Genomic DNA, 17,217 nt, shown 5'->3' on the forward strand with positions numbered 1-17,217 from the left:
ACTCCTGTTGGAAAAATGCGTGTCCGGGATCAGTCCCGGGAGTCCTTGGTTCGGCGGGTCGCCGCAGCGGTGCCCGCGTCCTTCTCGGCACGACCGCGCTCGCGCGCCGCATCGTCGCCGATCAACTTGCCGATCGCCTCCTGCACGGACCCCTTGGTCGCGCGCTTGGCGGCATCGGCTTTCGGGGTCTTGCTCATGCCGCCGCCTCCGTTTCAATGACGACGCCTTCGCCGTCGAAGCCGCGCGCGCGGGCCCAGGCGACCGCGGCGATGCGCCGGTTGACGCCGATCTTGGCGTAGATGCGCGCGACATGGTTGCGCACCGTGTTGCCCGATACGTCGAGCGCCCGTGCAATGCGCTTGTCGTCATAGCCGCGGCAGATCAGCGCCAGCACGTCGCGTTCGCGCCGCGTCAGATCGTCCAGGCCTGGCCCGTCCGCCTGCCGCTCGGGCGCGCGCAGCCGGGCGAGCTTGTCCATGATCGATCGGCTGAACCAGCTGGTGTCCTTCATCACCGCCTCGATCGCCTCGACCAGCTCAAGCTCGGTCGCCTTGCGCTGCGTGATGTCCTGGAAGGCCCACAGCACGCAGGCGTCGTCGCCCAGCCGGATCGCCTCGGTCGACACCAGACAGTCGATCCCCGCGCCGTCCTTGGCATGGATGCGCGCCTCATGGCCGCGCAGCGCATGGCCGTCCTCGATCAGCGCCTCGATCTCTTCGCGCATGGCGGAATGTTCCCACAATTCCACCTCGCCCAGCGGGCGGCCGATGATCTCGGTCGAGGCATAGCCGGTCATCTGCGTGAAGCTGGCATTCACCTCGCACAGCAGATGTCCGTCGCGCGCACCGATCGCCATCGGCACCGGCGCCATCTGGAAGGTGCGGGTGAACCGCTCCTCGCTGTGGCGCAGCGCACCCTCCGCCTTCCGGCGCGGTTCCAGGTCGGCGAAGGTGAACAGCATGCAGGGCTGGTCGCCCATGTCGATCGGTTGCCCGGCGACGATCACCAGCTTGGTGCCGCCACCCGGCAGCTCCAGCTCCGCCTCCATCTGCGGGATCGTCCGCCCTTCGGCGAGCCGTTCCTTGGCCAGATCGCGGCGTTCCGCCTCGCGCAGCACGTCGATGTCGTACACCGTCTTGCACAGCACCTGGTCGCGCTGATGCCCGGTCATCTCCAGGAACCCCTGGTTGACCTTGACGAAGCGCAGGTCGCTCAATCGGCAGATCACCGCCGGCGCCGGATTGGCGTTGAACGACTGTTCGAATCGATCCTCCGCCTCGTAGCGCGCCGACACGTCCTGGATGATCAACACCAGGCACGCCGGCTCGCCGTCGTCCGCGTCATTGAGCACCAGGCTGCGCACCTGATGTACCCAGCGCGGGGCATCCTCGCCCGCCACCGTCACCTCGACGACCACTTCGGAAAAGCTGTCGCCCGCGACGACGCGTTCGATCGGGTAATCGTCCGCTTCCAGCCGGTGGTTGTTGCGATAGCGCAGCTGGAAGCGGGACCGATATTCGTCGACGGTCGCGCCCAGCTCCCCGACCGATCCGACGCCGTGCATCGCCAGCGCGGCGTCGTTCGCCCAGAGCAGGCTCTGGTCGGGATCGATCAGGATCACCCCTTCGTCGAGACCGACGATGATCTGGCGCAGATGGCGCAGATCGACGGTGTCACGCAGGGATTTGAGCAGGGCGGCCGTCATCGCGTGCCCCTCAGGCGCGACGCCCGTGGATCAGCCAGCCGAGCGCATAGCCCCCGACCAGCGCGGCCACCGCCCACAGAGCTGGCGTGTCCTGCACGGTCTTCGCCGCCGCCTTGCCATGTTCGCGCGCGGCATCCGCGGCGACCTTGCCATGCTTGCCCGCGGCATCCTTGGCGCGTGCGGCGGTGTCGCCCGCGACGTCGGCGATCCGCTCGCCCGCATCCTTCAGCCGGTCGCGCGCTTCGTCCAGCAACTCGGGAGCGCTGTCCACCGCCTCGCCGATGATCGACTTGGCGCGACCATAGGTATGCTGGGCACCGCCGGCGACCTGATCGACGACGCCATCGACCTGCCAGTCGCGGCTGTTCACCGTATCGCCGACCGCCTTCTCGACCTTGCCGGTCGCATAGCGAACGCCGCCGTGGAATTCGTCCTTGTTCATGGAATATCTCCTTTGCGGATAGGGAAGTGCAGGATCAGGGCAGGACGCCGCAGCCCGCCGCGGCCTTGCCGACCGACAGAGCGATCTTCGGGTCCTTCAGTTCGCCTGCGACGCGGATCAGGTCGCCCACCGTCAGCACGCCCGGATTGGGATCGTTCTGCTTGTAGGCGGCAGCGGCACGGCCCAGCTGTTGCAGCTGGCCGAGCGTCAGGTCGCTTTGCAGGCGCCCGCCGACGCAATCGGCGCGGCCTTCGTCCAGGCCATAACGCTGCAGCCCGGTCGAAATCCGCGTCGCGGGTGCAGCGCAGGCGGCCAGCGCCACCGCACCGCAGAACACCGTCGCTATCGTCCGGGTGTGACCCATGGCCGATCCTTGCCTCTGCCGGCCCCACAGCAGGGCCGGTTCGGGCGCATCAACCCATGTTAGGCTGGTCCGTTCCTGGTATCTTTGCGCAAATACCTAGTCAGGAAGCACTATTTCCAGCAGCCCGACTTGCTCGCGATACAGCTGTTCCAGCCGCAGATGGATCGCGCGCGATCCCATATCCGCTGCTTTTTCAGCACCTTGCCGATGCTCCTCCGCCCGGCGCCGCAAATAGGCCAGCTCCTCGGGGCCGGACCGGAAAACGGGTGTCTCTGAAGGCGTATCGGTCATGGGGCGGCACGCTAACGTGCTGTTTCACCGTGCCTATCGGCCAGGATGCACCCATGACATGGTAGATCGGTATGCCCTTGCGCACGGGCATGACGGCATGACCAAAGGCCGCTAGGCTCGCTGCACGACGACCCGCACAGGGCTTGCGACAGGAGAGAGTGATGACCGACACGCCGCTGACCCGTATCGCGCTGCCCACCGGCGTCGAGCTCGACGTCGCGATCGCCGGCGACCCTGCGCACCCGCCGGTCATCCTGCTGCACGGCTTTCCCGAATCGCACCGCACATGGCGCGGCGTGATCCCCGATCTTGCCCGCGACCATTATGTCGTCGCGCCCGACCAGCGCGGCTTCGCCCGCTCCTCCAAGCCGGAAGGGGTGGAGGCCTATGCCGCCGAGCATATCCTCGCCGACCTGATCGCGCTCGCCGACCATCTCGGCATCGACCGCTTCACTTTGGTCGGCCACGACTGGGGCGGCGCGATCGCGTGGATGGCGGCGCTGACCCGGCCCGATCGCGTCGCGCGCCTCGTCATCGTCAACGCGCCGCATCCCCTGCTCTTCCAGCGCGCGCTGTTCGACGAGCCGGAGCAGCGCAAGGCCAGCCAGTACATCACCCGCTTCCGCGACACGGGCATCGACCAGGGCCTCGTCGGCGCCGGCCTCGAAAAATTCCTCGGCTCCACCTTCGCGCATCACGTGACGCACGCCATCTCCGGCGCGGACAAGGCCGCCTATCTGGACGAATGGTCGCAGCCGGGCGCGATGACCGCGATGCTCAACTGGTATCGCGCGTCGAAGGTGATCGTTCCCGCGATGGACGAAACCCCGCCCCGCCCCGCCTTCCTCGACGCACCCTTCCCGCCGATCACGCAGGACACGCTGGTCATCTGGGGCATGCGCGATTCGGCACTGCTGCCGGTGCTGGTCGACGGCCTGCCGCCCTATGTCCCGCAGCTGACGGTCGAGAAGATCGACGCCGGCCATTTCGTGCCCTGGGAAAAGCCCGAGGCGGTCGTCGCGGCGATGCGGCGCTGGGACATCTGACGCCCCCACACCCACGCCCGTTCGCCCTGAGCCTGTCGAAGGGCGGGTCGCCACACACACCGCCATCGCCCGTGGCACCCGTGCTTCGACAGGCTCAGCACGAACGGCGTGGATGGGGCGGCAATGCGTTGATGCGAAACCGGAATAAAGGACAGTTACCTTTCCCCAAGATGACCAAAGCATTCCTCACGCGTTCAGCGACGCGCGGTCACAAGACCGTTCTGCGTTACGTCCCAACCCACAAGCGGGCGGTACGCGAACCGAGGAGTGAAACAGATGCGTAAGATCATGATCGCGGCCCTCGCCGCCGCCACCATCCTGCCTGCTGGCGTCGCCAATGCGCAGAGCGCCCGCGAAGTCCGCCAGAGCGAACGCGAGCTGCGCCAGAGCCAGCGCGACCTCGCCGAAGCGCGCCGCTACGGCGACCGCCGCGACATCCGCGATGCGCGCCGCGAAGTGCGCGAGGATCGTCAGGAGCTTCGCGAGGATTGGCGCGACTATCGCCGCACGCACGGCGACGTCTATCGCCGCGGCACCTATGCCGGCCCGCGCGGCTATCGCTATCGCCCGGTGACCAACGGCTATCGCTTCGCGCCGAGCTATTACGGCCGCCAATATTGGATCAACGACTACGCGACCTATCGCCTGCCGCGCCCGGGCTACGGCTATCAGCGCTGGGTCCGCTACGGCAACGACGTCGTGCTGGTCGACACCCGCTCGGGCCGCGTCGTCCAGGTCTACAACCGCTTCTTCTACTAAGCGGACGTAACCCTCTCTCCGTCATCCCGGCCTTGAGCCGGGATCCCGCTTCTTCTTCTGCGGCTGAAAGCGGGACCCCGGATCAGGTCCGGGGTGACGGCGCCGCGACACACCGGGGCGGCTCACGCCGTCCCGGCATCCGCCTCATACGCCCCGCGCCGCATCACATAGTCGCGCGTCTCGTAGGGCGGCGACAGCCCTTCCACCCAGGCGCCATGCGCATGGGTCAGCGCCACCAGCTCCATCGGCGTGCTCCCCGGCCAGCCGCGAACGCGCACCTCATGCCGGTGCAGATCGCGATTGGGCTCCATCATCACCCAGCCGAGCGGCCGCTCCGCCGTCGCCCGCGCGCCCGCTGTCGCCATCGCGTCGCCGATCCGCGCGCGCGTCGCCGGCGGCAGATATTGCCACACCACCGAATGCATCAGCACGCGCGTGACGCCTGCCTCCTGCGGTTCGGCGAGCCGCGCCTCCACCCAGTCCGCCGCATCGCCCTGCACCAGGTCGACGCCGTGCGCGCGCACCAGATCGATCGCCCGCGCCAGCCGTTCCTGCCGTTCGGTCGCCTCCACCCACACATAGGCCTGCAACCGCCGCGCCTGGCGTTCATCGGACAGATCGACCGGCGCGATATCGACGCCCCTCACCCGCTCCACCGCGATCGGCACCGCCGGCGGCGGCGGCCCGCGCCAGTCGGGCGTGAGCGTCAACGCCGCCTCCGCCGGCCCCACCCGCGTGCCGCCCAGGTCGAAGCCATAATGCCCGATCATCAGGTTCAGCCCCGCGCTCGACCCGATCTCGAGCAACTCGACGCGCGGGCCGTAGCGTGCGGCGATATGCAACAGCCCGGTCATCAGCCCCGCCGACCGCCCGACCTCGTTGGTCTGCGGCGGCCCGTCCAGCCATGGCCGGATCGCCGCATCGTGCCGCGCCAGCGTCGCCCGCAGCACGTCGGCAATCGCCGCCGGATCGGTCGTCTCGCCCGCGAACACCCGCGACAGATCGGCGTCCGCGCCCGCCCGATGCAGCGCATGCAGCCCGCCGACCAGGCGCAACACCAGCGCATCCGCCACCGGCTCGCCCGGCCAGTCGAGCACCGTCCGCCCCGTCTCCGTCGATCGATCCAGCGCCGCTGGCAGCGCTTCGACGATCCGGTTGGTCACCGGCGCGTCCATCGCCTTGCAATAGCCCGCCTGCACCTCGAACGACTTGAGATTCTCTGCCTCACTTGCCATCGACTCGCCTCCTGCCGGCGCCGTGTTGCGCCTGCTCCCCACCGCCAGTAAAGCCCCGCGCGTGCCGACACCTTTAGTCATCGCCGTGCCCAAGGGGCGCATCCTCTCCGAGGCCCTTCCCCTGCTCGCCCGCGCCGGTATCCATCCCGAAGCCGCGTTCGGCGATGAAAACAGCCGCGCGCTGCGCTTCGCCACCGACGTACCGCATATCGAGCTGATCCGCGTCCGCGCCTTCGACGTCGCGACCTTCGTCGCGCATGGCGCCGCGCAACTCGGCATCGTCGGGTCGGACGTGCTGGCCGAGTTCGACTATTCCGAACTCTACGCCCCCGTCGATCTGGGTATCGGCCATTGCCGCATCTCGGTCGCCGAACCCGCCGCCATGGCCGCGACCGACGATCCGCGCGGCTGGAGCCATGTGCGCGTCGCAACCAAATATCCGCACATCACCGCCGCGCATTTCGCCAATCGCGGCGTACAGGCGGAATGCGTCAAGCTGAACGGCGCGATGGAGCTGGCGCCGACGCTGGGTCTCGCGCCACGCATCGTCGACCTCGTCTCTTCGGGCCGCACGCTGAAGGAAAACGGCCTCGTCGAAGTAGAGGTGATCGCCGAAGTCACCAGCCGCCTGATCGTCAACCGCGCCGCGATGAAGACCCGCGCCGAAGTCGTGCCGCTGGTCGAGGCATTCCGCCGCGCCGTAGCGGAGACCGCGCAATGATCCACCTCGACACCCGCGACGCCGGTTTCGCCGACGCCTTCACCTTTTTGGTCGACGGTCGCCGCGAAGCCGCCGCCGATGTCGCCCGCGACGTCGCGACGATCATCCGCGCCGTCCGCGACGATGGCGAAGCGGCGATCCGCGCCTTCACGCAAAAGCTCGACCGCCACGACTTGGCGGAGACCGGCTGGCGCATCGAACCCACCACCTGCGCCGCGGCGTATGAGGCGCTCGACCCGCAGCTGCGCGACGCGCTCGACCTCGCCGCGACCCGCATCCGCGCCTATCACGAACGCCAGAAGCCGACCGACACCGATTATGTCGATGAGGCCGGCGTCCGCCTCGGCGCACGCTGGCGCGGCGTCGATGCCGCGGGCATCTACGTCCCCGGCGGCCGCGCGGCTTACCCCTCGTCGCTGCTGATGAACGCCATCCCCGCCAAGGTCGCCGGCGTCGAGCGGCTGGTGATGGTCACCCCCACCCCCGACGGCGAGATCAACCCGCTCGTCCTCGCCGCCGCGCATTTGGCCGGCGTCGATGAAGTGTGGCGCATCGGCGGCGCGCAGGCGATCGCCGCGCTCGCCTATGGCGCGGGCCGCATCGCGCCGGTCGACGTCGTCACCGGCCCCGGCAACGCCTGGGTCGCGGAGGCCAAGCGCCAGGTCTATGGCGTCGTCGGCATCGACATGGTCGCCGGCCCCAGCGAGATCGTCGTCGTCGCCGACGCCAAGAACGATCCGCAATGGACCGCCGCCGACCTCTTGAGCCAGGCCGAGCACGACACCACCACGCAGTCGATCCTGTTCACCGACGACGCCGACTATGCGCAGGCCGTCGCGCGAGCGGTCGACGAGGAACTGGCCATCCTCCCCACCGCCGCAGTCGCGCGCACCGCGTGGGACGCCAACGGCGCGATCATCGTCGTCGACAGCCTCGAGGCCGCCTGCCCGCTGGTCGACCGCCTCGCCCCCGAACACCTCCAGCTCGCCGTCGATAACCCGCAGGCGCTGTTCGATAAGGTCCGCCACGCCGGCAGCGTCTTCCTCGGCCGCCACACGCCCGAAGCGATCGGCGATTACGTCGCCGGCCCCAACCACGTCCTGCCCACCGGCCGCCGCGCCCGCTTCGCCAGCGGCCTGTCGGTCCTCGACTTCATGAAGCGCACCAGCTTCCTCGGGCTCGACGAAGCGGCACTCGCAAAGCTCGGCCCCGCGACGGTCGCCCTCGCCCACGCCGAGGGCCTGCCCGCCCACGCGCGCTCGGTAGCGCTGCGGTTGCGGCTCAATCGGTAGAGCGGGGGGACGCCCTGCTCACCGATGTGGTCAACGACGCCATTGAGTGGATCGACGATCGCTTCGGGCGGAGAGCAGCTTGGTGCGCCGCGGTCATCGGAGTGCTGATGTTGACGGTCGGCACCCTGACCGTCGGCTACCTCCTGTTCGGCTAAGCCCAATCGACATTCGCATTAAATCAATCCCTCCCCGCCAGGGGGCATCCGGCATCGTCTGCGAATTTGATCGCGAGCTCAAACGACTAAGCCCTACGACGGCATGAACCACCCCCAGCAACAAAACTTAATATACATCAATTTCAGCTACTTACATTTAAGTTGCTGAAACAACGCATCTTTGTGCCGCGACGGACGTATCTCCGCCGCACCCGCCCCAGGGTGACCAGACAAAGGATGCCTCAGATGACCCGCTTCCAGTTCCGCGGCGCGATCGCCGCCGTCGCCCTGCTCGCCGCCGGTCCGGCGATGTCCGCCGCCAAGAACCCGATGGTCGGCGGCGCCGCGATGTACCCGACCAGGACGATCGTCGAAAACGCCTCGACCGCCAACAACCTGACCACGCTGGTCGCCGCAGTGAAGGCCGCCGGCCTCGTTGACACGCTGTCGGGCCCCGGTCCCTTCACTGTCTTCGCGCCGACCGACGCCGCGTTCAAGAAGCTGCCCGCCGGCACCGTCGACACGCTGGTGAAGCCCGAGAACAAGGCGCAGCTGACCAACATCCTGACCTATCACGTCGTCGCCGGCACGATGACGTCGAAGCAGATCGCCGCCGCGATCAAGGCCGGCGGTGGCAAGGCGACGCTCACCACCGTGCAGGGCGAACCGCTGACCGCGACCATGATGGGCGGCCGCCTCACGCTCACCGACGCCAAGGGCGGCATGAGCCACGTCAGCACCAAGGACGTGATGCAGTCGAACGGCGTCGTCCACGTCATCGACACCGTGTTGATGCCCTGAGTGGGCTTCGGTGCCGGCCCGCTCCCCCTCCCGGCCACCCACATCGTATCCTGATGGGTGGTCGGGAGGGGGAGCGGGCCGACACCGCCTTCGGAACGTGCTCTATCGCACGTTCCGCAAAGGGGTGACGGACGCCGCGCACGCCACTACATGCCCGCACGATGTCCCGCACCACCAACCGTACCCAGGCGCGCGCCGCCGCCCGTCTCGCCGCCGTTCAGGCGCTCTACCAGCATGAGATGGAGGGCACGCCGGTGCCCGCATTGCTCCACGAATTCCACAACCACCGCCTCGGCGCGACGATCGAGGACGCAGAATATGCCGAGGCCGACGTCGATTTCTTCGACGATCTGGTCAAGGGCACCACCGCGCGCGCGGGCGAGATCGACCTCGCGATCGAAAAGAAGCTCGCCAGCGGCTGGACGCTCGCCCGCCTCGACAAGCCGATGAAGGCGCTGCTGCGCGCCGGCACCTACGAACTGATGGCGCGCAAGGACGTGCCGGTCGGCGCGACGATCAGCGAATATGTCGACGTCGCCCACGCCTTTTACGAACGCCGCGAATCGGGCTTCGTCAACGGCCTGCTCGACGCCATCGCCAAAGACGTCCGCTAACCCAAAAGTCCTCCCCCGCGTCAGCGGGGGAGGGGGACCGCTAACCCAAAAATCCTCCCCCGCCAGGGGGAGGTGGCACCGCGCAGCGGTGACGGAGGGGGAGGACACGGCAAGCCCGATCATCGCGCGGCGCCGCCGCCCTCCCCCTCCACTCTTCGGCTCACGCCGAACGGTCCCCCTCCCCCTTGCGGGGGAGGACCGATGCAGGCTCTTTCTTCCGCGTATGACCGAAGCCGACTTCCTCGCCGCCCTGCGCACCCTCCCGCTCCACCCCGCCGCGCGCGGGCTGCGCGACGACAGCGCCCGCCTGACGCGCGCACCCCTCGTCGTCACCACCGACACCTTGGTCGAGGGCGTCCACTTCCTCCCCACCGACACGCCCCAGGACATCGCGTGGAAGCTCGTCGCGACCAACCTGTCCGATATCGCGGGCAAGGGCGGCAAGCCCGACGGCATCCTTCTGAACTACCCCCTCACCGACGACGCATGGGACCGCGCCTTCCTCGAAGGCCTCGCCGACGTGCTGACCGCGTGCGACGCACAGATCCTCGGCGGCGACACCGTCCGCCTGCCGCCCGGCGCGCCGCGCGTCCTCACCGTCACCGCCTTCGGCTGCGACACCCCCGCCCCCCCGCGCGGCGGCGCCGGCGAGAATGATGCGCTCTGGGTGACGGGCACGATCGGTGACGCCGGCGCCGGCCTCGCCATCGCGCAGGGCCAGCCCGGCCCCGCCGCGCTCGCCGCCCGCTACCGCCGCCCGACGCCGCGCTTGGCGGAAGGCCGCATCCTCGCGCGCCTCGCGCATGCGATGATGGACGTCAGCGACGGCCTGCTCATCGACGCCACGCGCATGGGCGCGGCAAGCAACCTCGCCGTCATCCTCGACCTCGCCGCCATTCCCCTGTCGCAAGCCTATCGCACCCACGCCGGCGACGACCGCCCCGCCCGCCTGACGGCCGCCAGCGCCGGCGACGACTACGAACTCCTGTTCGCTATGCCCGCCAACGTCGTGCCCCCCGTGGACGCCACCCACATCGGCCGCTTCGCCAGAGGCGAAGGCCTGCACCTGTTCGACGGCGGAGAGCCAATCCCGCTCCCTGCTCGCCTGGGTTTCCAACACTAACCCCACCCACCCCGTCATTCCCGCCCCGCGAGGCTCGAAACGCCAACCCCACCCACCCCGTCACCCCGGACTTGGTCCGGGGTCCACCGGGCCGCAAGGGAACGGCAAGAGCCTCCAGCCTCCCCCCTCGCCGCGAAGTGGACCCCGGACCAAGTCCGGGGTGACGGCGCGCAAGCGCAAGTGGCACCCGCCCCCCACACACACAACCCACCGCAACCCACAACCGCTTGCACTCCCCCCGTCCGCGCCATAGCCTCACCCGCAGCGCGCCAGACCGGGGGACATCGGCCGGCGACGTCAACAGGAGAAGGATTTGCGCGAATGACCACGGTCGCCCTCGCCATCCTCTGCGGCGTCATCGCCGTGGTCTATGGCTTCGTCACCAGCCAACAGGTGCTCCGCGCCTCTCCGGGCGACGCCCGGATGCAGGACATCGCCGCCGCCATCCAAGAAGGCGCCAAGGCCTATCTCGGCCGCCAGTACACCACCATCGCGATCGTTGGCGTCATTGTCGCCGCGATCCTGTTTCTGACGCTCAACGCGGTCTCCACCATCGGCTTCGTCGTCGGCGCGGTGCTGTCGGGCGTCGCGGGCTATGTCGGCATGAACATCTCGGTCCGCGCCAACGTCCGCACCGCCGAAGCCGCACGCACCTCGCTGCAGGGCGGGCTTACCATGGCGTTCCGCTCGGGCGCGGTCACCGGCATGCTCGTCGCGGGGCTCGGCCTGCTCGCGATCAGCACCTTCTTCTGGTATCTCACCGGCCCCGCTGGCCACGCCCCCAATGACCGCGTCATTGTCGAGGCGCTGACCGCGCTCGCGTTCGGCGCGTCGCTCATCTCGATCTTCGCGCGCCTCGGCGGCGGCATCTTCACCAAGGCGGCGGACGTCGGCGCCGATCTCGTCGGCAAGGTCGAAGCCGGCATTCCGGAGGACGATCCCCGCAATCCCGCGGTCATCGCCGACAACGTGGGTGACAACGTCGGCGACTGCGCGGGCATGGCCGCCGATCTGTTCGAAACCTATGTCGTCACGCTCGGCGTCACGATGATCTCGATCGCCCTGCTCATCCGCGCCGACGCCGCCGAGTTGATGCGCCTGATGAGCCTCCCGCTCATTGTCGGCGGCGTGTGCATCGTCACCTCGATCATCGGCACCTACATGGTCCGCCTCGGCAAGGGCAGCATCATGGGCGCGCTCTACAAGGGCTTCTGGACCAGCGCCCTGCTGTCGATCCCCGCCATCTACCTCGCCGCGCGCTATGTGCTCGGCGACCTCAACCGCACGATCGGCAGCGCCGGCTTCCTCGACGCGGTGTCGGACGACCTCACCACCGGCTTCGACGCCCCCCGCGCCGCCGCCGCGACCGCGCAGGCGTTCACGGGGATGGACCTGTTCTGGTGCATGGTCATCGGCCTCGCCGTCACCGGCCTGATCGTCTGGATCACCGAATATTACACCGGCACCAACTATCGCCCGGTGAAATCGATCGCCGCCGCCAGCCAGACCGGCCACGGCACCAACGTGATCCAGGGCCTCGCGATCAGCCTGGAGGCGACCGCCCTCCCGACGATCGTCATCGTGATCGCGGTCATCGCCACCTACCAGCTCGCCGGCATCATCGGCATCGCCTTCGCCGCCACCGCGATGCTCGCGCTCGCCGGCATGGTCGTGGCCTTGGACGCCTACGGCCCCGTCACCGACAATGCCGGCGGCATCGCCGAGATGGCGGGCCTGCCCGACGACGTGCGCACCCGCACCGACGCGCTCGACGCGGTGGGCAACACCACCAAGGCGGTGACGAAGGGCTATGCGATCGGCTCCGCCGGCCTCGCCGCGCTGGTGCTGTTCGGCGCCTACACCACCGATCTCGCCACCTATTTCCCCGAGGTGAGCGTCGATTTCAGCCTGTCCAACCCGAACGTCATCGTCGGGCTGCTGCTTGGCGCGCTGCTGCCCTATCTGTTCGGCGCGTTCGGCATGACCGCGGTCGGTCGCGCAGCGGGCGCCGTGGTGGAGGAAGTCCGCGGCCAGTTCCGCGACAATCCCGGCATCATGGAAGGCACCAGCCGCCCGAACTACGGCCGCACCGTCGACCTCGTCACCAGAGCCGCGATCAAGGAGATGATCGTCCCCAGCCTGCTCCCGGTCCTGTCCCCGGTCGCGCTCTACTTCATCATCCGCACCGTGGCCGGCCAGGCGCAGGGCTTCGCGTCGCTGGGCGCGATGCTGCTCGGCGTCATCGTCTCCGGCCTGTTCGTCGCGCTGTCGATGACCAGCGGCGGCGGCGCGTGGGACAATGCCAAAAAGTATATCGAAGACGGCAATTACGGCGGCAAGGGCTCCGAAGCGCACAAGGCTGCGGTGACGGGCGACACGGTCGGCGATCCGTACAAGGACACCGCCGGCCCGGCGGTCAACCCGATGATCAAGATCACCAATATCGTCGCGCTCTTGTTGCTGGCGGCCCTGGCTGCCGGCAACGGCTAAGAGAGCGCGACCGGCCGGCGGACGGGCGGGAGCACCTCCCGCCCGATCCGTCCGACGTCACGGGGAGTGGAAGGCGAACGATGCCCCGCATCGTTCAGATCATGCCGGGGGCATGATCGACCTTCCACTCTCCCGTGACGGCCGCCCCGCATCTCGCCGCCAATTGACGCCGCACCAACCTGCGTTAGTCTCCCATCACTGGCCTTGGGGAAGGCCGCCGGGGGGATTTCCATGCTTCGTACCTGCGCGCTGTCGCTCGCCACCGCTCTGTTCGCGACCACCGCCACCGCGCAGACGCCGCCCGCCACCACGCCCGCCGCCCCACCCGCCGCAGACGCCCCCATTCCCGCCGCGGTCTTCGCCCAGCTGCCCAGGTGCGAATCCCCCCGCCTGTCGCCCGACGGCACGCGCATCGCCGCGAAGATGGCGATCGACGGCGTCCAGAGCCTCGTCGTCATGCCGCTGTTCGACGGCAAGCCCGCCGCGTTGAAGGTCGGCGAGAATATGGACATCAACTGGTGGCGCTGGGTCGGTGATAAGTGGCTCGTCGCCGGCATCGGCAGCCAGTCGCACCTCGGCGGGGAAGATATCTACATCACCCGCATGGTCGGCCTCAGCGCCGATCTGAAGACGCTCAACCGGATCGACTGGAGCAATTCCGGCATCCGCGCCGACGATCTGCTCTGGTCGGCCAAGGACGGCAGCCCGCGCATCCTGTTCGCGCGCTCGACCGGGATCGATACGATGGCGGATATCTATCCGTCCGTGTGGGACGCCGACGTCTCGACCGGCAAGGTCCGCCGCGTCGCCGCCAGCCAGCCCGACGTATGGGACTGGTATGCCGATGGCGCCGGCACGCTGCGCATGGGCATCCGCTATATCGACGACACCGGCCGCGGCGCGCTGCTGTATCGCGGCTCTAACGCCGAATCCTTCCGCACCATCGCACGCAGCGATTCGCGCAAGGAGCAGAGCTTCATCGTCCCCACCACTTTCCGCGCCGACGGCACCGCGCTCGCGACCAGCGACAGCGGCGGCCGCGACGCGCTGTACGAGGTCTCGCTGCCCGATCTAACGCTCGGCAAGAAGGTGTACGACCACCCCGGCTACGACATCGACGGCGTCGTCGAGAACCGCGACGGCAACGACGCGCTGGGGATCAGCGTCACCGACACGTTCGACCATATCGTCTGGCTCGATCCCACTCTGAAGCGGATTCAGGCCGCCGCCGACGCCGCGGTCGGCAATCGCTGCGCACGCATCGTCTCGCGCAGCGCCGACGGTTCGCAGATGCTGGTCGAGGTCGGCAGCCCGTCGCAGGCCGGCGCGCTCTATTACTGGGATCTCGGCAGCGACCGCATGCAGCGCTACGCCTACCAGAACGACACGCTCGCCGGGCGCAGCCTGTCGCCGGTCAAGACCGTCCATTACACCGCGCGCGACGGCACGGCGATCGAGGCGATCCTGACGCTCCCCCGCCATCGCCCGAACGCAAAGAACCTGCCGCTGGTCGTCCTGCCCCACGGCGGCCCGATCGCGCGCGACAGCGAAGGCTGGGACTGGTGGGTCCAGTATCTCGCCGAACAGGGCTATGCCGTCATCCAGCCCAATTACCGCGGCTCGTCCGGCTATGGCACCGCCTTCGTCAAGGCGGGCGAAGGCGAATGGGGCCTTAAGATGCAGGACGACCTCAACGATGCGATCACCTTTCTGGCGAAAGAGGGCATCGCCGATCCCAAGCGCGTCTGCATCGCCGGCGCCTCCTATGGCGGCTATGCTGCGCTCCGCGCCGCCCAGCGCGACGGCGCGCTGTATCGCTGCGCCATCTCCTATGCCGGCGTGTCGGACCTTGCCGGCATCAAGAAATACGACGCGCAATTCCTCAACGGCAAGACGCTGGGCCGCTACTGGACCAAGCGCGCGACCGACCTGCACGCCGTCTCCCCCCGCTTCGGCGCCGATCAGGTGACGATCCCCGTCCTGCTGCTGCACGGCAAGGCCGACAAGCGCGTGCCGGTCAAACAATCCCGCCAGATGGCCGATGCGCTCAAATCCGCCGGCAAGCCCTATCAATATATCGAGCAGCCGTTGGGCGATCACCATTTCACCCGCAGCCAGGACCGGCTGGAATTCCTCACCGCAATGGGCGCGTTCCTGGCGAAGTATAATCCGGCGTGAGGAGGATTGCCGCACCCGGCCATCGCCCCGCGTATGACGAGGATCGATTAACCCGCGGCGGGTGATTTGTCGTCATCTTCCCACGGCTTCGCTCGCGCGACGCGGCAAATATTAACCCCGTTTTGACTGATCTCGATCAATTTGGGTGGATGGGAGAGACAGTCCGCACCGCGCGCCCATCGGGGACGCCATCCGGCATCATCTGGCTGGTCGCGGCATCGCTCTATTTCCTGTTCGCCGCCTCGACCATCCACCTCACCAGCGACGGCCGCACGATCGCGACGGTATGGCCAGCCAATGCCGTCCTCGTCGCGCTGCTGCTGCTCGATCGTCGCCCGCGCTGGTGGACGGTGCTCAGCGCCGGCCTCGTCGGCAATGTCGCCGCCAACTGGCTGACGCGGGGCAGCATCGCCGGCCCGCTGCTGTATGCGATCGCGAACGGGCTGGAGGTGGTGGTCGCCACCATCCTCATCCGCCGCGGTTCGGGGTCGATCGACCTGCTCCGCTCCACCGGCGCGCTGCTGCGCTTCATCCTCGCCGCCGGCCTGATCGCGCCCGCGCTCAGCGGCGCGGCGGGCGCCGCCACTGCGACGCTCGTCTACGACCAGGCGTTCGTCTCCTCGTTCAAGACTTGGTTCCTCAGCGACGGCCTCGGCCTGCTCGTCTTCACGCCGGTGTTCATGGCCATCCTCGGCGGCCAGCTGACCGACTGTATCCGCAGCAAATCGCCGATGCAGCGGCTGGAATCGCTCGCCTATCTCGGGCTGGTCGTCGCCACCGCCTATCTCGTCTTCTACGTGGCGGTGCTGCCCGCGCTGTTCCTGCTGTACGCGCCGGTCATGCTCGTCACCTTCCGCGTCGGGCCGCTCGGCACCAAGATGGCGGTCATGGCCATTGCCGTGATCGGCGCGTGCGCTACCGCGTCGGGCCATGGTCCGGTCGTGATGACGACCGGCGACCCGGTGCTCCAGGCGCATCTGTTTCAGTCCTTCCTCGCCATCATGCTGATCACCTGCCTGCCCGTCGCGGCGGAGATTGCCGCGCGCACTCGCCTGTCGCGCAAGCTGGAGGAACAGGCCGCCGAAGCGCATGCCGAGGCGATCACCGACACGCTCACCGGGCTGCTCAACCGCCGCGGCTTCGAACGCCGCGCCGGCGCGCTGCTTGATCGCGCCGCTTCGCCCTTGTGTTGCGTCGCGATCGACATCGATCACTTCAAGGGCATCAACGATTCCTGGGGCCATCCCTTCGGCGATCACGTGCTGCGCCACCTCGCCGCGACGCTGCGCGCCAACACCCGCCCCGACGATCTGATCGGCCGGCTGGGCGGCGACGAGTTCGTGATGATCCTGCAGGTCGGCGATCACGACACGGGCGAAGCGATCTGCACCCGCATCCAGGCCGCATTGCGCCAGCAGCCGATCGCCGCCGACGCCGCGACGCACGTCCTGCTCAGCATCAGCTGCGGCATCGCCGGCATCACGCCCCCCGATCGCCTGCGCGACGTCATCGCCCGCGCCGACGATGCGCTGTACCGGGCGAAGGCCGGCGGGCGTAACGGCTTCCGCTCCGCCGGGTGAGCGGGGCGGGCCTGCCGGGTCCGTCGTTAATCGCCCGCCGCCAGGACCGGCCGGAATGTCTCACCGCGATGGGCGCGTTCCTGGCAAACTGTAACCCGGCCTGAAGCGCCGCGCCGGGGACGACCCCGCGACGCGTCCGATGCGCCCGAATCGGCCACCGATTCGCCCGGCACCCGGCCCGCCGGACGCAATGATTCGGTAAGCCCAGGATTACATCGGACAAATCGATGCAGGGCGCCAAAAATTCCCGAGCCGGACATTGGTTTCACAACGCACCACTATTTTTCCGCCGCACGCGAAAATCGTCGCCTGCGGGCCGTTTTCCGACGCGCTGCAAAGCGGCGTTAACGATTGGACCGTTATCGACATGTCGTGGCGGTAACGATGACGGCAAATATCCGTGAAGGTCGATTCCCGGCCG

At 68.4% G+C, this 17,217-nt stretch carries 16 protein-coding genes; 10 read left to right on the forward strand and 6 right to left on the reverse strand.

What is annotated here, in order from left to right:
- Window positions 1-29: 29 nt before the first annotated feature.
- The 5 genes from ACP7A3_RS18350 to ACP7A3_RS18370 all read right to left on the reverse strand — a co-directional run bounded on the left by ACP7A3_RS18350 (window position 30) and on the right by ACP7A3_RS18370 (window position 2,802).
- Window positions 30-197 carry a hypothetical protein gene (locus ACP7A3_RS18350; RefSeq protein ID WP_192929966.1) on the reverse strand — a complete coding sequence of 56 codons (168 nt, stop codon included), beginning with the start codon at window positions 195-197 and terminating at the stop codon, window positions 30-32.
- Complete coding sequence (locus ACP7A3_RS18355; protein ID WP_426256824.1) at window positions 194-1,705, reverse strand: PAS domain S-box protein; 1,512 nt, start codon at window positions 1,703-1,705, stop codon at window positions 194-196. The genes ACP7A3_RS18350 and ACP7A3_RS18355 overlap by 4 nt, the downstream gene beginning before the upstream one ends.
- Window positions 1,706-1,715: 10 nt before the next feature.
- Window positions 1,716-2,147, reverse strand: coding sequence for a CsbD family protein (locus ACP7A3_RS18360; RefSeq protein ID WP_017977824.1), 432 nt, complete (start codon window positions 2,145-2,147; stop codon window positions 1,716-1,718).
- Between the two features lie 34 nt (window positions 2,148-2,181).
- On the reverse strand, window positions 2,182-2,511 hold the full coding sequence (locus tag ACP7A3_RS18365; protein WP_043060411.1) for a hypothetical protein: 330 nt from the start codon (window positions 2,509-2,511) through the stop codon (window positions 2,182-2,184).
- Between the two features lie 96 nt (window positions 2,512-2,607).
- Window positions 2,608-2,802 carry a hypothetical protein gene (locus ACP7A3_RS18370; RefSeq protein ID WP_192929965.1) on the reverse strand — a complete coding sequence of 65 codons (195 nt, stop codon included), beginning with the start codon at window positions 2,800-2,802 and terminating at the stop codon, window positions 2,608-2,610.
- A 161-nt stretch (window positions 2,803-2,963) separates the two neighbouring features.
- Between ACP7A3_RS18370 and ACP7A3_RS18375 the strand changes: the two genes are divergently transcribed.
- Window positions 2,964-3,848 (forward strand): alpha/beta fold hydrolase, encoded by an 885-nt coding sequence (locus ACP7A3_RS18375; protein ID WP_426256825.1) that lies wholly within the window; start codon window positions 2,964-2,966, stop codon window positions 3,846-3,848.
- A 276-nt stretch (window positions 3,849-4,124) separates the two neighbouring features.
- Window positions 4,125-4,607 (forward strand): RcnB family protein, encoded by a 483-nt coding sequence (locus tag ACP7A3_RS18380; protein WP_018250490.1) that lies wholly within the window; start codon window positions 4,125-4,127, stop codon window positions 4,605-4,607.
- Between the two features lie 122 nt (window positions 4,608-4,729).
- Here the strand turns inward: ACP7A3_RS18380 and ACP7A3_RS18385 are convergent, their stop codons facing one another.
- The gene (locus ACP7A3_RS18385) at window positions 4,730-5,842 is read right to left on the reverse strand and encodes a DUF2332 domain-containing protein (RefSeq protein ID WP_426256826.1); all 1,113 of its coding nucleotides are present in this window, start codon (window positions 5,840-5,842) and stop codon (window positions 4,730-4,732) included.
- A gap of 61 nt (window positions 5,843-5,903) precedes the next feature.
- On the opposite strand from ACP7A3_RS18385, the gene hisG reads away from it, so the two are divergent.
- The 8 genes from hisG (at window position 5,904) to ACP7A3_RS18425 (ending at window position 16,796) form a co-directional block, all read left to right on the forward strand.
- On the forward strand, window positions 5,904-6,563 hold the full coding sequence (gene hisG / locus ACP7A3_RS18390) for an ATP phosphoribosyltransferase (protein WP_426256827.1): 660 nt from the start codon (window positions 5,904-5,906) through the stop codon (window positions 6,561-6,563).
- The gene (gene hisD, locus ACP7A3_RS18395; RefSeq protein ID WP_426256828.1) at window positions 6,560-7,855 is read left to right on the forward strand and encodes a histidinol dehydrogenase; all 1,296 of its coding nucleotides are present in this window, start codon (window positions 6,560-6,562) and stop codon (window positions 7,853-7,855) included. Before hisG ends, hisD begins: the two co-directional genes overlap by 4 nt.
- Before the next feature lie 401 nt (window positions 7,856-8,256).
- Complete coding sequence (locus tag ACP7A3_RS18400) at window positions 8,257-8,811, forward strand: fasciclin domain-containing protein (protein WP_426256829.1); 555 nt, start codon at window positions 8,257-8,259, stop codon at window positions 8,809-8,811.
- A gap of 161 nt (window positions 8,812-8,972) precedes the next feature.
- Window positions 8,973-9,425 carry a transcription antitermination factor NusB gene (gene nusB / locus ACP7A3_RS18405; RefSeq protein ID WP_043060415.1) on the forward strand — a complete coding sequence of 151 codons (453 nt, stop codon included), beginning with the start codon at window positions 8,973-8,975 and terminating at the stop codon, window positions 9,423-9,425.
- A 223-nt stretch (window positions 9,426-9,648) separates the two neighbouring features.
- Window positions 9,649-10,548, forward strand: coding sequence for a thiamine-phosphate kinase (thiL, locus tag ACP7A3_RS18410; RefSeq protein ID WP_426256830.1), 900 nt, complete (start codon window positions 9,649-9,651; stop codon window positions 10,546-10,548).
- Window positions 10,549-10,869: 321 nt separating this feature from the next.
- Window positions 10,870-13,038: a sodium-translocating pyrophosphatase gene (locus ACP7A3_RS18415; RefSeq protein ID WP_426256831.1), complete on the forward strand. Its 2,169-nt coding sequence runs from the start codon at window positions 10,870-10,872 to the stop codon at window positions 13,036-13,038.
- A 231-nt stretch (window positions 13,039-13,269) separates the two neighbouring features.
- The gene (locus tag ACP7A3_RS18420; protein WP_426256832.1) at window positions 13,270-15,216 is read left to right on the forward strand and encodes an alpha/beta hydrolase family protein; all 1,947 of its coding nucleotides are present in this window, start codon (window positions 13,270-13,272) and stop codon (window positions 15,214-15,216) included.
- A 149-nt stretch (window positions 15,217-15,365) separates the two neighbouring features.
- Window positions 15,366-16,796 carry a sensor domain-containing diguanylate cyclase gene (locus tag ACP7A3_RS18425; protein ID WP_426256833.1) on the forward strand — a complete coding sequence of 477 codons (1,431 nt, stop codon included), beginning with the start codon at window positions 15,366-15,368 and terminating at the stop codon, window positions 16,794-16,796.
- Window positions 16,797-17,217 lie beyond the last annotated feature (421 nt).

Origin of the sequence: Sphingomonas sp. DC5200-1 (assembly GCF_049897245.1) — a bacterium.
GTDB lineage: Bacteria > Pseudomonadota > Alphaproteobacteria > Sphingomonadales > Sphingomonadaceae > Sphingomonas > Sphingomonas aquatilis.

Excerpts from the sequence above, each read along its gene's own strand:
- hisD (WP_426256828.1), top strand. The coding sequence starts at position 6,560 with ATGATCCACCTCGACACCCGCGACGCCGGTTTCGCCGACGCCTTCACC.
- ACP7A3_RS18380 (WP_018250490.1), top strand. The coding sequence starts at position 4,125 with ATGCGTAAGATCATGATCGCGGCCCTCGCCGCCGCCACCATCCTGCCT.
- thiL (WP_426256830.1), top strand. The coding sequence starts at position 9,649 with ATGACCGAAGCCGACTTCCTCGCCGCCCTGCGCACCCTCCCGCTCCAC.
- ACP7A3_RS18425 (WP_426256833.1), top strand. The coding sequence starts at position 15,366 with ATGGGAGAGACAGTCCGCACCGCGCGCCCATCGGGGACGCCATCCGGC.
- ACP7A3_RS18385 (WP_426256826.1), bottom strand. The coding sequence starts at position 5,842 with ATGGCAAGTGAGGCAGAGAATCTCAAGTCGTTCGAGGTGCAGGCGGGC.
- ACP7A3_RS18420 (WP_426256832.1), top strand. The coding sequence starts at position 13,270 with ATGCTTCGTACCTGCGCGCTGTCGCTCGCCACCGCTCTGTTCGCGACC.
- ACP7A3_RS18365 (WP_043060411.1), bottom strand. The coding sequence starts at position 2,511 with ATGGGTCACACCCGGACGATAGCGACGGTGTTCTGCGGTGCGGTGGCG.
- ACP7A3_RS18360 (WP_017977824.1), bottom strand. The coding sequence starts at position 2,147 with ATGAACAAGGACGAATTCCACGGCGGCGTTCGCTATGCGACCGGCAAG.
- ACP7A3_RS18350 (WP_192929966.1), bottom strand. The coding sequence starts at position 197 with ATGAGCAAGACCCCGAAAGCCGATGCCGCCAAGCGCGCGACCAAGGGG.
- ACP7A3_RS18370 (WP_192929965.1), bottom strand. The coding sequence starts at position 2,802 with ATGACCGATACGCCTTCAGAGACACCCGTTTTCCGGTCCGGCCCCGAG.
- ACP7A3_RS18400 (WP_426256829.1), top strand. The coding sequence starts at position 8,257 with ATGACCCGCTTCCAGTTCCGCGGCGCGATCGCCGCCGTCGCCCTGCTC.
- nusB (WP_043060415.1), top strand. The coding sequence starts at position 8,973 with ATGTCCCGCACCACCAACCGTACCCAGGCGCGCGCCGCCGCCCGTCTC.
- ACP7A3_RS18375 (WP_426256825.1), top strand. The coding sequence starts at position 2,964 with ATGACCGACACGCCGCTGACCCGTATCGCGCTGCCCACCGGCGTCGAG.
- ACP7A3_RS18415 (WP_426256831.1), top strand. The coding sequence starts at position 10,870 with ATGACCACGGTCGCCCTCGCCATCCTCTGCGGCGTCATCGCCGTGGTC.
- ACP7A3_RS18355 (WP_426256824.1), bottom strand. The coding sequence starts at position 1,705 with ATGACGGCCGCCCTGCTCAAATCCCTGCGTGACACCGTCGATCTGCGC.